This window comes from Paenirhizobium selenitireducens ATCC BAA-1503 (genome assembly GCF_000518785.1).
Classification (GTDB): domain Bacteria; phylum Pseudomonadota; class Alphaproteobacteria; order Rhizobiales; family Rhizobiaceae; genus Allorhizobium; species Allorhizobium selenitireducens.
In genome coordinates this window covers 303,933-317,487 of sequence record NZ_JAEG01000006.1, presented here as the reverse complement: position 1 = coordinate 317,487, position 13,555 = coordinate 303,933, and the positions used below count along the sequence as shown (strand labels likewise).

Genomic DNA, 13,555 nt, shown 5'->3' with positions numbered 1-13,555 from the left:
GGGTGAAATCGGTGATCGGCAGATTAGGGATTTCGACGGCCCGATCAATCCATTCCGCGGCGGACCGATGTGGAATTATACGTGCGCGCAACAACCGGGGCGAATTTTTCTCTGTGAAGTAATTAAATTACGCGGACTGGCCTGAACGTGAAACAAACAGCTCCCGTGCCCGTTAATTTTTTGCCGAGCCGCCTTGCGCCGGCATGCGCTTTCTGTCATAGAAAAATGGAAAATAGGTCAGAGTAATTGACCTAATTGGAAGATCCTGAGCCGGTTCGGTTCGCTTGTCATGATGGTGAGAGCTTTTCTCTCCAGAATGCAGCGGCTGCGCCGGCGTCGACGCCAGCGGTTCTGGCGGGAATGAACCCCGGCTCCGGGACGCAAATGGAGGGAAGGCAATGACCAAGATGACGCCATCCGAAGAGATCGTGCAGGCATCCACCGCGGCGAACGAAGATCGTCCGGTGCGAGCGGCCACCTATGGTCTTCCCGCCAAGCAGGGCCTCTATGATCCGAGGAACGAGCACGATGCCTGCGGCGTCGGCTTCATTGCCCATATGAAGGGACAGAAGTCCCACCAGATCGTCAAGGACGGCCTGTTCATCCTGGAGAACCTGACCCATCGCGGTGCCGTCGGTGCCGATCCCCTGATGGGCGATGGCGCCGGTATCCTGGTGCAGATCCCGGACCGTTTCTTCCGCGAGGAGATGGCCAAGCAGGGCATCACCCTGCCGAAGGCCGGCGAATACGCCGTCGGCCACTTCTTCTTCCCGCAGGACGAGACGCAGATCGCGCACTTCAAGAAGATCATCTCCGATGTCTGTCAGGCCGAGGGCCAGGTCTTGATCGGCTACCGCGACGTGCCGGTCGACAATTCCTCGCTCTCCAAGGCGCCGGACATTGCCGCGACCGAGCCGCGCCACATCCAGGTCTTCATCGGCGCGGGCCGTGATGCCGCGACCCAGGAGACCTTCGAGCGCCGGCTGTTCCTGCTGCGCAAGGTCATTTCCAACCGCATCTATGACGAGTTCAAGGGCGAGGATACCGGCTTCTATCCGGTGTCCCTGTCGTCCTCGACGATCGTCTACAAGGGCATGTTCCTCGCCTTCCAGGTTGGTGTCTACTACAAGGACCTCGCCGATCCGCGCTTCGAATCGGCCGTGGCGCTCGTTCACCAGCGCTTTTCGACCAACACCTTCCCGTCGTGGAAGCTGGCGCATCCCTACCGCATGGTTGCCCATAACGGCGAAATCAACACGCTGCGCGGCAACGTCAACTGGATGGCGGCGCGCCAGGCTTCGGTCTCCTCGCCGCTGTTCGGCAGCGACATTTCCAAGCTCTGGCCGATTTCCTACGAAGGCCAGTCGGACACCGCCTGCTTCGACAACGCGCTCGAATTCCTCATGCGCGGCGGATATCCGATGGCGCAGGCCGTGATGATGCTGATCCCCGAGGCCTGGGCCGGCAACCAGTCGATGAGCCCGGAGCGCAAGGCGTTCTACGAGTATCACGCGGCCCTGATGGAGCCGTGGGACGGCCCGGCCGCCGTTGCCTTCACCGACGGCCGTCAGATCGGCGCGACGCTCGACCGCAACGGTCTGCGTCCGGCCCGCTACATCGTCACCACGGATGACCGTATCATCATGGCCTCTGAGGCCGGCACGCTGCCGGTTCCGGAGGAGACGATCGTCAAGAAGTGGCGCCTGCAGCCCGGCAAGATGCTGCTGATCGACATGGAAAAGGGTCGCATCATCGGCGACGAGGAGATCAAGTCGGAACTCTACAAGAGCCATCCCTATCGCGAATGGCTCGACCGCACCCAGCTGATCCTCGAGGACCTGAAGCCGGTGGAGCCGCGGGCGCTTCGCCGCGACGTCTCGCTGCTCGATCGCCAGCAGGCCTTCGGCTACACCAGCGAGGACACCAAGCTCTTGATGTCGCCGATGGCGACGACCGGCCAGGAAGCCATCGGCTCGATGGGGACCGACACGCCGATTTCGGCCATGTCGCAGAAGTCGAAGCTGCTCTACACCTATTTCAAGCAGAACTTCGCCCAGGTCACCAACCCGCCGATCGATCCGATCCGCGAGGAACTGGTCATGAGCCTCGTGTCGTTCATCGGCCCGCGGCCCAACATTCTCGACCATGCCGGCATGGCCCATGCCAAGCGGCTCGAAGTGCGCCAGCCGATCCTGACCAATGGCGATCTGGAGAAGATCCGCTCGATCGGTCACACCGAAGACCGCTTCGACACAAAGACGCTCGACTTCACCTATGATGCCGATCGCGGCGCTGAAAGCATGCCGGAAATGCTCGACCGGCTCTGCGAACGGGCAGAGGCCGCAGTCAAGGGCGGCTACAACATCATCGTTCTGTCCGACCGTCAGGTCGGCCCGGACCGCATCGCCATCCCGGCGCTGCTGGCGACGGCGGCCGTACACCACCACCTGATCCGCAAGGGGCTTCGCACCTCGGTCGGCCTCGTCGTGGAATCGGGCGAACCGCGCGAAATCCACCACTTCTGCTGTCTCGCCGGTTACGGTGCGGAGGCAATCAACCCGTATCTCGCCTTCGACACGCTGCTCGACATGCACAAGCATGGCGAGTTCCCCAAGGAAGTGTCCGAGGACGAAGTCGTCTATCGCTACATCAAGGCGGTCGGCAAGGGCATCCTCAAGGTCATGTCCAAGATGGGCATCTCGACCTACCAGTCCTATTGCGGCGCGCAGATCTTCGACGCGATCGGCCTGTCGTCGGAACTGGTGGAGAAGTACTTCTTCGGCACCGCGACGATCATCGAAGGCATTGGTCTTGCCGAGATCGCCGAGGAAACCGTTGCCCGTCACAAGGCTGCCTTCGGCAAGGATCCGGTGCTGGCCAACACGCTCGACATCGGCGGCGAATATGCCTACCGCATGCGCGGCGAAAACCATGCCTGGAGCCCGGATTCGATCGCGGCCCTGCAGCATGCGGTGCGCGGCAACAGCCAGGATCGCTACCGTGAGTTCGCTAGCCTGGTGAACGACAGTTCGCTGCGGCTCAACACTATCCGCGGCCTGTTCAAGATCAAGGGCGCCGAGGCGCTCGGCCGCAAGCCGATCTCGATCGACGAAGTCGAGCCGGCTGTCGATATCGTCAAGCGCTTCTCGACCGGTGCCATGTCCTTCGGCTCGATCAGCCGCGAGGCACACACGACGCTCGCCGTCGCCATGAACCGGTTCGGCGGCAAGTCGAACACCGGCGAGGGCGGCGAAGAGGCGGACCGCTACCTGCCGCTTCTTAACGGCGCTTCCAACCCGGAGCGCTCGGCGATCAAGCAGGTCGCCTCCGGCCGCTTCGGCGTGACCACCGAATACCTGGTCAATGCCGATGTGCTGCAGATCAAGGTGGCGCAGGGGGCAAAGCCCGGCGAAGGCGGCCAGCTGCCCGGCCACAAGGTCGATGCGACGATCGCCAAGACCCGCCACTCGACCCCGGGTGTCGGCCTGATCTCGCCGCCGCCGCACCATGACATCTACTCGATCGAAGACCTGGCCCAGCTGATCTTCGACCTGAAGAACGTCAACCCGATGGCCGACATCTCGGTCAAGCTCGTCTCGGAAGTCGGTGTCGGCACGGTTGCCGCCGGCGTCGCCAAGGCGCGCGCCGACCACATCACCATTGCCGGTTTCGACGGCGGCACGGGCGCATCGCCGCTCACCTCGCTGAAGCATGCAGGCTCCCCTTGGGAAATCGGCCTTGCCGAGACCCAGCAGACGCTGGTGCTCAACGGCCTGCGTTCGCGCATCGCGCTCCAGGTCGATGGTGGCCTGAAGACCGGCCGCGACGTCATCATCGGCGCACTGCTCGGCGCCGACGAGTTCGGCTTTGCCACCGCGCCGCTGATCGCCGCCGGCTGCATCATGATGCGCAAGTGCCACCTCAACACGTGTCCCGTCGGCGTCGCCACGCAGGACCCGGTCCTGAGGAAGCGTTTCAAGGGTACGCCGGAACACGTCGTCAACTACTTCTTCTTCGTCGCCGAGGAAGTGCGCGAGATCCTCGCCTCGCTGGGCGTCGCCCGGCTCGACGAGATCATCGGCGCTTCCGAACTGCTCGAGAAGGAAGAGATGCTGGCGCACTGGAAGGCCAAGGGTCTCGACTTCTCCAAGATCTTCCACAAGGTCCCGGCACCGAAGCCCGCGACCTACTGGACCGAGCGGCAGAAGCACCCGATCGACGACGTGCTCGACCGCAGGATGATCGAAAAGGCGATGCCGGCTCTTGAGGCCAAGCAGCCGGTCGTCTTCGACGTCGACATCAAGAACGTCGACCGTTCGGCCGGCGCCATGCTGTCGGGCGAGCTTGCCAAGCGCTACGGCCACAAGGGCCTGAAGGACGACACGATCCATGTGACGCTCAACGGCACGGCCGGCCAGTCCTTCGGCGCCTTCCTTGCCCGCGGCATCACCTTCGATCTGGTGGGCGACGGCAATGACTATGTCGGCAAGGGCCTGTCGGGCGGCCGCATCATCGTCCGTCCGCCGGAGAACACGAAGATCGTCGCCGAGGAGTCGATCATCGTCGGCAACACGGTTCTCTACGGTGCGATCGCCGGCGAGTGCTATTTCCGCGGCGTGGCCGGCGAGCGCTTCGCCGTGCGCAATTCGGGCGCCGTCGCGGTGGTCGAGGGCGTGGGCGACCACGGCTGCGAATACATGACCGGCGGGGTCGTCGTCGTGCTCGGCGAAACCGGCCGCAACTTCGCGGCCGGCATGTCGGGCGGTGTCGCCTACGTGCTCGACGAGAGCGGCGATTTCGCCAAGCGCTGCAACATGGCCATGGTCGAACTCGAGCCGGTTCCGGAAGAAGACGACATGCTGGAAAAGCTGCACCACCATGGCGGCGACCTGATGCACAAGGGCCGTGTCGACGTATCCGGCGACATGACCCGGCACGACGAGGAACGCCTCTACCAGCTGATCTCGAACCATCTGCATTACACGGGCTCGGCCCGCGCCAAGCAGATCCTCGACAACTGGGCAGGCTTCCGTCCGAAGTTCCGCAAGGTCATGCCGGTCGAATACCGCCGTGCGCTCGAGGAAATGGAACGCATGCGCATGGGAGTCGCGGCGGAATAACCGCCTTTCGAAGCCGTCCCGCCGGTCATGCGGCGGGACACCCTTCGGGCACGCGAGCGTGCCGTCCACGAGATATTGAGCAGGATCCAGAATATGGGCAAGGTTACAGGTTTTATGGAAATCGACCGGCAGGTCATGAAGTACCAGCCGGCGTCCGACCGCATCCGTCACTTCCGCGAATTCACCATCCCGATGTCGGATGCCGAGGTCACCAAGCAGGCGGCGCGCTGCATGGATTGCGGCATTCCCTACTGCCACGGTCCGACCGGCTGCCCGGTACACAACCAGATCCCGGACTGGAACGACCTCGTCTACAACAACAAGTGGGAGGAGGCGATCCGCAACCTCCACTCGACCAACAACTTCCCGGAATTCACCGGCCGCGTCTGTCCGGCTCCGTGCGAGGAAGCCTGCACGCTGAACCTCGAAGATACGCCCGTCGCCATCAAGACGGTGGAGCAGGCGATCGCCGACAAGGCCTACGAGCTCGGCTTCATCGTGCCGCAGCCGGCAACCGTGCACACCGGCAAGAAGGTGGCGATCATCGGTTCCGGTCCGTCCGGGCTGGCCGCTGCCCAGCAGCTCGGCCGTGCCGGCCATGAGGTGCATGTCTACGAGCGCGAGACCAAGCCCGGCGGGCTGCTGCGCTACGGCATTCCGGACTTCAAGATGGAGAAGAACTTCATCGATCGCCGCGTCGAGCAGATGGAAGGCGAGAACGTCACGTTCCATTGCGGCGTCAATGTCGGCGTCGACGTCAAGACGGAGAAGCTGCTGGCGGATTACGATGCCGTGCTCTACTGCGGCGGCTCGGAAACCCCGCGCGAGGCCGGCATGCCCGGCGTCGACTTCCATGGCGTCTATGACGCAATGCCCTATCTCGTGCAGCAGAACCGCCGCGTCGGTCGCGAGAACATCGACAGCAATGGCTGGCCGTCCGACCCGATCCTCGCCGGCGGCAAGCATGTCGTCGTCGTGGGCGGTGGCGACACGGCGTCCGACTGCGTCGGGACTGCCTTCCGCCAGGGCGCGGTGAAGGTCACCCAGCTCGACATTCGCCCGCGTCCGCCGGAAACTGAGGACAAGCTGGCCATCTGGCCGTTCTGGGCGACCAAGATGCGCACATCGTCCAGTCAGGCCGAAGGCGCGATCCGCGAGTTCCAGGTCGGCACGCTCGAATTCGTCGGCGAAGACGGCGTGCTCACCGGCGTCAAGTGCTGCCAGGTCGACGACAAGCGCAAGCCGATCGCCGGTTCCGAATTCATCATCAAGGCCGATCTCGCCTTCATCGCCATCGGCTTCCGCGGACCGTTCAACGACAGCGTCGTCAAGGAACTCGACGGCAAGCTGACGCTCAACACCGACCGCCGCGGCTCGACCAACGTCGTCGCCAACGATCGCGACTACAAGACCTCGGTCGACAAGCTGTGGACGGCCGGCGACGTGCGCCGCGGCCAGTCGCTGGTGGTCTGGGCGATCCGCGAGGGCCGTCAGGCGGCGCGCGCGATCGACGAGGCGCTGATGGGCGCAAGCGTGCTGCCGCGCTGAGCGGCTGCAACCCGAAAGTTTGGAGGGGCCGCGTTCGCGGCCCTTTTCATTTCTGGATGGTGCCGGTCTGCAGGATACGCAGGTCGTCGACGCGGCCTGATGGCGGCGGCGGCAGGGTGCCGTTCTTGACCAGCTGGTCACGCGGCGTCGGCATTGCGGCGACGGGCAGGGGGGCTGCGCCGAGCAGTTCGGTTGCGCCGTCCAGCTCCGGATCGAACAGGTCGATCGGCTGGGTTCTGACCAGATTCTGCATTTCAGACGGCGGCAGGTTCAGCAATTCGGGCAGGTTGCTGGCGTCGAGCCTGACGAGATCCGGGCTCGTCATGTCGCCGAGCAGGCGGCGGGCGGACTTCTCGACATAGAAGGCGAGCTTGCGCTTGCCGGCGGCCGTCAGGTTGATGCCGTCCGAGCCGCGCAGGCGGACCTGCTGGCCGTTGATGTCCGAGCCGGTGACGATGAAGCGGCCGTCCTGGTCGACGAAGCCTTCCCACACATCGATGAACTCGCCGCCGATGCGCTCGACGGCGCGACGATAGACGGCGTTGAGCGTCAGCGCGTCCGCCGTCATGTTCTGCGGGCGAAAGGCCGGCATGCCGACCCACAGCAAGGGGATCTTGGCGTCGGTGACCACCTTGCCGAGTGCGGTCACGCGCCGCTCATATTCCTCGAACCATTCGGGCGTGCGGAAATTCAGCTTGCCCGAAGCCCCAGTCATCTGCTGGCGGTCATTGGCACCGATGTCGATGATGACGACGGCCGGCTTGACCTCGGCGATCATGGCCGGCAGCTCGGTCTGCCAGTCGAAATAGTCGGTGCGCACCAGTCCGGACGAACCGTTGCTGCGCTCGTCGATCATCACGCCCGGGGAGGTAGCGAAGGCCTCCACCAACCCCGTGGCAAGGCCATCGGCGACGAAATCGCCGATCACCAGAACCTTGCGGGCGCTCTCAATCTTGGCCGGCGGTGGGGGTGCCGGCGCCGTGGTGATGGTGGTGACGCTTTTCGTCTGCTTCTTCACCGTGCGCGGCGTCTTCACCTTGCGCGGCGGCGGCTCCGGATAGCGCGGTTCGCGCTGCCCGAACAAAAGCTCGATCAGGTTGCGCGGCTGGCGGGTCTGCTGGGCTTCGACCTCGGTCGCCAGAATCGATACGGCCAGGAAGGCGAGCGCTACTGCGCCAGCGAGCCAGCCCCGAACGACCCTGTTTTGCCCTGTCTCCCGCATCCCGTTCGCCGTCCCTGTCCGTGTCGCGCTATCCGCGCGAGATCATCGGATATGTGCTGCGGGCATGCGCGATTGTCAATTGCGCAGCTTGTCGAGCAGATCCTTCGACGGCTGTCCGTCCGCGGCCATGCCGAGCCGGGCCTGGATCGCGGCAATCGCCGCCTTCGAACCCGAGCCGAAATTGCCGTCGATCTTGCCGTCATAGTAACCGAGCGCCTGCATGCGGCTCTGCAGCTCGAACTTCTCCTTGATGTCGAGGCTGCCGTCGGGCCGCGGCCATCCCTGCTTCATGCCGCCATAGCCGGCGAGCTCGTCGGCAAGCAGGCCGACGGCCAGCGCGTAGCTGTCGGCGGCGTTGTAGCGCTTGATGGTGAAGAAGTTCTTGGTCATCAGGAAGCCGGGGCCGTTGGCACCGCCCGGCATCTTCAGCTCGGCCCGTTCGCCGCCGTTCTTGAAACCCTTGCCGCTCGGCCGCGCGAAACCAAGAGCCGCCCATTGGGCGAGCGTCTTGGTCTTGCCGGCATGGGCATGGCCACCCTTCGGCACGACGATCTCGTAGCCCCAGGTCTTGCCGGTCTGCCAGCCGTTCTTGGCCAGCAGGTTGGCGGAGGTGGCCAGCGCGTCCGGAACCGAATGCCAGATGTCCCTGCGGCCGTTGCCGTCCGCGTCGATCGCATAGAGCAGATAGCTCGACGGGATGAACTGGGTATGGCCCATCGCACCGGCCCAGGAACCCATCAGGTTTTTCGAGGCGACGTCGCCGTTCTGCAGCATTTTCAACGCGGCGATCAGCTGGTTCTTGGCATATTTCGACCGCTTGGCATCGGCATAGCCAAGCGTTGCCAGCGCCCGCGGCACGTGGTGCAGCCGGTCCGGGCTTTCGAGCGCCGCGCCATAATTGGATTCCATCGACCAGATGGCGAGCAGGATGTTGCGGTCGACGCCGAAATGGCGCTCGAGCGCCGCGAGCGTCGATCCGTATTTCGCCGCCATCTCGCGCCCGATCTGCACCGTGTACGGATTGACGCGCGAATCGAGATAATCCCAGATCTGCGCCTTGAACTCGGGCTGATAGCGTGCCTTCTCGAGCACGAAGGGATCGGGTTCGGAAACGCCGGCAAAGGCCTGATTATAGGTCTTCTGGCTGATGCCGCTTTTGGCCGCCGTCGAATAGAAGCCGTTGATCCATTTCTTGAAACCGGCATCCGCCGAGGCCGTCCCCGGCATGAGGCCGGCGGCGATGGAAATGGCAATCGCTCCGAGAAGCTTGCGATTTTTACTCGTCATGGGAACATCCCCGCTCTGTTACGGTTCTTTTCCAGCCGATCTGGAGGCTGTTCAGCCTAGGTTAAGGCAACAGCGTCAACAAAGTCTTTACCATGGCGCGGGGCCTCGTGAAACCTTTGCGAAATGGTAGTGAATATATAGTAGTGGGCGTGTGCGTATTGAAGACGCCCTGGCAGAATCCTCGAGGAGGAATGTGTGGTCCAACGTAATAAACTCCGTAAAGCCGTTTTCCCTGTTGCCGGTCTCGGCACGCGTTTTCTTCCGGCCACGAAGGCCGTTCCGAAGGAAATGCTGACCGTCGTCGACAAGCCGGTCATTCAATACGTCGTCGACGAGGCTGCCGAAGCCGGGATCGAACATTTTGTCTTCGTCACCGGCCGCGGCAAGGGTGTCATCGAAGATTACTTCGACATTCAGTACGAACTGGAGCAGACCCTCAAGGCTCGCAACAAGAATGCCGAGCTGACCCTGCTCTCCGGACTTCTGCCGAAGGCCGGCTCCGCAAGTTTCACCCGCCAGCAGGAGCCTCTGGGGCTCGGCCATGCGGTGTGGTGCGCCCGCGACATCGTCGGCGAGGAACCGTTTGCCCTCTTGCTGCCGGACATGATCATGCGCGGCGAAAAGGGCTGCCTCAAGGGCATGGTCGAGCTCTTTGAAAAGACCGGCGGCAACATCATCGCGGTCGAGGAGTGCGATCCGTCCCAGGCGCACAAATACGGCATCGTCGGCGTCGGTGAGGCACTCGAAGGCGGCTTCAGGATCACCGAGATGGTCGAGAAGCCGGCCAAGGGCACCGCTCCGTCCAACTTCTTCATCAATGGCCGCTACATCCTGCAGCCCGAGATTTTCTCTATCCTTGAGACGCAGGAGCGCGGCGCCGGCAACGAGATCCAGCTGACCGACGGCATGCTGAAGCTCGCCAAGGCGCAGGCCTTTGCCGGTTACCACTTCAAGGGCGAGACCTTCGACTGCGGCGCCAAGGACGGTTTCATCCTGGCCAATGTTTCCTTCGCCATCGAGCGCGCCGATATCCGCCCGATGATCGAGGAACCGCTGAAGGCGCTGCTTGCCGCGCTGAAGTAAGCCGACCGTCTTTCCAGACAAACGAACCGCGCCCGTCGAGGGCGCGGTTTTTTGTTGGGTGAAATGGCGCTATCGCTTGGCTGTCAGCCCGATCGAAGTGGTCAGAACGTCGCTGCCCGACGAGCCGTTCTGTTCCTTGCGTTCGTATTCGACGTCGGTCGTGAGGTCGAGATAACGATTGATGCTCCAGGTAAGCCCGGCGCCGGTCGTGTAGGTGATCGAATCCTCGGACGAAGCGCTGTCTGGATAGCGCGTCCATTCGACGGTGTTCGCCAGGCGCAGCACGAGATTGCTGCGCAGCTGGTGCTGCACGGCGGAATCCAGCGCGTAGATCACCGAGCCGTTGAGGCCGGCCGTGGTCGACGGATCGATGCTCGTCGACAGGCCGAGATCCACGTCCGTTCCCTGGCGCGGCGACCAGGTGACGTTGCCGTCCACGGTCAGGGCCGCAAGTTCGTCGAGGCGCGAGTCCTCGAAGCGCTGGCGCTCGTAGCCGATGCCCAGTTCTCCCTTGAGCTTGTCGCCGAAATCGGCAGCCACGCCGGCCCTCGCGCCGTAGGTATCGGCCGAGCGGGCGTAGCCTGAGGTGTCGAGCTTTTCGTCATAGGTGATCTTGCCGATCGCCACTTCGATGAAGGGGGTGAGGGCAGGGGAGATTTCATAGCCGACGCGGCCGCGCAACTCGCCGGCCCAACGGTCGCGATCGCTGAGGGCGAGGCTTGTGCCGTCGGAAAGCTCGGCATCCGAATATTGCGAACGGGTGACGTCCGCCGCGATCGTGCCGCGGAGCCGGCCGAAGTCATGCTCCACCGAAACGCCGCCAGTATACTGGTGGATGCCAGACTGCACCGATGCACCGGAAACGGCGTTCGGATCGTCGCTGTCCTCGCGGCTGAAGGCGTAGCCGCCCTTGATGTGGGCGACGGTATCGTCGGCAAGGTCGAGGCGCAGGTCGGCATTGAGGTTGGCGCGGGGATCGGTCGCTCCGTCGCCGGAGAGGTTCTTCTGCCAGTAGCCTTCGCCGCCGATCGTCAGCTCGTGGCGCGACCAGTCGGAGGTCAGGCTTCCCTTGAGGCCTGTTTCGGAGAAGGTGCGGTTGGTCCGCTCGCCACCGCTGTTGCTGCGCTCGTGGACGAGTTTCTCCGTGATGGAGGGGCGCAGCACCATGGTGCCGAGCCTGACCCCGTCACTGGCCGCATCGGCGTCACGCCGGGTTCTCAGCGCCGTCGGGTCGTCGAGCGTCGTCTCGCGCAGGTTCTGACGGCCGAAGTCGAGCGGCTGCGCGTTGGCATCCGGGTCCAGTTCCGGGTCGAGCGCCGCATCGCCTTCCAGCGGAGGCGTGGTGCCGTTCGGACTGCCTGTCGTGGCCGTGGTCGTCGGATCCACGGCGGTCCCGGTGGCGCTTGTCGCTCCGGTGGCATCGGCCGTTGCGGCCGTGGTCTGGTCCGCGGCGGTCGTCGTGGAGTTTGTGCTGCTTCTCGGCAGCGGCGTCCAGGTCGTCGTCGGTGCGAGTGTCTGCGCGGCGGCGGGCAGGCCAAGGCCGAGCAGGCCGCAGGTCAGGAGACCGGCCGACAGGGAATTAACCCTGCGGCGCGCAGCTTCCGCTTCGGTCTTTACGTTCTGAACCATCTGGACTTCGCCCGGCAATGCTGAAATGCTTACCCAAACGTAAAGCCTTGTGGTTAACGTTTGGTTGCTATGGCGCTGCTGGCTCAAAATGAGAGATTTGCGCCCGGACGAACGAGTTTTCGCCGTTATGCTGTGCACGACATGCCCAACCTGGACGGGAGTATCCGTCATTTTGTGGACACCGGCAGGCAAAAGCGTTAAGGAACCGGAATGATCAAGCGCGCTGTAAATCTCGTCGAAGCCGGAGCCATCGAATCGGCTCTCCGGGTGGTCTCAACCGAGCGAAACGGACTGGACGCCCTCGAACGGGCGTTGACCGGCAGTCTGGCCGGTCCCTTCTGCAACGCCATCAAAGTGATCGGCGGCATTTCCGGCCGCGTGATCGTCACCGGCGTCGGCAAGAGCGGCCATATCGGCACGAAGCTCGCAGCGACCTTTGCCTCGACCGGCACGCCGTCCTTCTTCGTCCATCCGGCCGAAGCCAATCACGGCGACCTCGGCATGATCGCCCGCGACGACGTGATCCTGGCCATGTCGTGGAGCGGCGAGAGCACCGAGTTGCACGGCATTCTCTCCTATTCGCGCCGCTTTTCCATTCCGCTGATCGCGCTGACCTCCGGCGAAACCTCCACGCTGGCGCGCGAAGCTGACATCGTGCTTCTGCTGCCGAAGGAACAGGAAGCCTGTCCGCACGGGGTCGCGCCGACGACCTCGACCATCATGCAGCTCGCCATGGGCGACGCGCTGGCGATTGCTCTTCTCGAAGCACGCGGCTTCACGGCCCATGATTTCCGCACCTTCCATCCGGGCGGCAAGCTCGGAGCCATGCTCAGCCATGTCTCCGACATCATGCACACCGGCGACAGCATCCCGCTCGTTCCGGTCGGCACCGGCATGCCGGAAGCGATCACCGTGCTGTCGATGAAGCGTTTCGGCTGCGTCGGCGTGATCGACGAGGCCGGGACCCTGTGCGGCATCGTTACCGACGGCGACATCGCCCGTCACCTTAGCATCAATCTCGGCGAAAGCCTGGTTGATGACGTGATGACGCCCAACCCGAAGACGGTCAGTTCCACCATGCTGGCGACCAGCGCCATGGGCATCCTCAACCAGCACAATATCTCGGCGCTGTTCGTCACCGAAGAAGACGGCACGCCGCTCGGCATCGTGCACTTCCACGACCTGCTGCGCGTCGGCGTCGCCTGATCAGGCGGCCTCGACCGTCAGGTCGCGGCCGTTCCAGGAGACGATCCTGACCTTGGTGCCGACGGGCAAATCCGGCCCAAGAACCGGCCAGTGGGTATCGTCGAGGCGAATGCGTCCCCGGCCTTCCGCAATGGGTTCCTGCAAGGTGGCGGTGCGGCCGACGAGGCTCGCGCCGCGCTGGTTCAGCATCGGCTCGTCCGTTACCTGATCCGATTTCGACAGGAACCTGCGGCCGAGAAGGGTCGATACGACGGCCAGCGCCGCGAAGACCAGCAGCTGGATCTGCCAGCCCCAAAGGGCGGTTTCCCACAGCAGCAGCGACAGCACGCCGGTGGCGATCGCCCCGATGCCGATCCACACCAGGAAGACGCCCGGCAGAAGCAGTTCGGCGGCCAGCAGCAGCAGGCCGAGCAGCCACCAGCTCCAGGGACCGAGTTCGGCGACCGCGCGGCTCAGCATG

8 protein-coding genes are annotated in these 13,555 nt (G+C 63.9%); 4 read left to right on the top strand and 4 right to left on the bottom strand.

Features of this window, described 5'->3' with window-relative positions; all coding sequences use genetic code 11:
• Window positions 1-398 precede the first annotated feature (398 nt).
• Window positions 399-5,120: a glutamate synthase large subunit gene (gltB, locus tag L867_RS0108910; RefSeq protein ID WP_028736554.1), complete on the top strand. Its 4,722-nt coding sequence runs from the start codon at window positions 399-401 to the stop codon at window positions 5,118-5,120.
• 93 nt (window positions 5,121-5,213) lie between these two features.
• Window positions 5,214-6,668 carry a glutamate synthase subunit beta gene (locus L867_RS0108905; protein WP_028736553.1) on the top strand — a complete coding sequence of 485 codons (1,455 nt, stop codon included), beginning with the start codon at window positions 5,214-5,216 and terminating at the stop codon, window positions 6,666-6,668.
• A 46-nt stretch (window positions 6,669-6,714) separates the two neighbouring features.
• Here L867_RS0108905 and L867_RS0108900 read toward each other — a convergent pair whose 3' ends face one another.
• Entirely contained in the window at window positions 6,715-7,890 is a 1,176-nt protein-coding gene (locus tag L867_RS0108900) for an SGNH/GDSL hydrolase family protein (RefSeq protein ID WP_028736552.1), read from the bottom strand.
• 75 nt (window positions 7,891-7,965) lie between these two features.
• Window positions 7,966-9,177 (bottom strand): lytic murein transglycosylase, encoded by a 1,212-nt coding sequence (locus tag L867_RS0108895; protein ID WP_028736551.1) that lies wholly within the window; start codon window positions 9,175-9,177, stop codon window positions 7,966-7,968.
• Window positions 9,178-9,372: 195 nt separating this feature from the next.
• Here L867_RS0108895 and galU point away from each other — a divergent pair, with 195 nt between their 5' ends.
• Complete coding sequence (gene galU, locus L867_RS0108890) at window positions 9,373-10,260, top strand: UTP--glucose-1-phosphate uridylyltransferase GalU (protein ID WP_028736550.1); 888 nt, start codon at window positions 9,373-9,375, stop codon at window positions 10,258-10,260.
• Between the two features lie 69 nt (window positions 10,261-10,329).
• Here the strand turns inward: galU and L867_RS0108885 are convergent, their stop codons facing one another.
• Complete coding sequence (locus L867_RS0108885; protein ID WP_051438890.1) at window positions 10,330-11,889, bottom strand: outer membrane beta-barrel protein; 1,560 nt, start codon at window positions 11,887-11,889, stop codon at window positions 10,330-10,332.
• A gap of 210 nt (window positions 11,890-12,099) precedes the next feature.
• Between L867_RS0108885 and L867_RS0108880 the strand changes: the two genes are divergently transcribed.
• The gene (locus tag L867_RS0108880) at window positions 12,100-13,095 is read left to right on the top strand and encodes a KpsF/GutQ family sugar-phosphate isomerase (RefSeq protein WP_028736548.1); all 996 of its coding nucleotides are present in this window, start codon (window positions 12,100-12,102) and stop codon (window positions 13,093-13,095) included.
• Here L867_RS0108880 and L867_RS0108875 read toward each other — a convergent pair whose 3' ends face one another.
• A complete protein-coding gene (locus L867_RS0108875) occupies window positions 13,096-13,554 on the bottom strand; it encodes an NfeD family protein (RefSeq protein ID WP_028736547.1) in 459 nt (152 codons plus the stop codon).
• Window position 13,555: the final 1 nt, after the last annotated feature.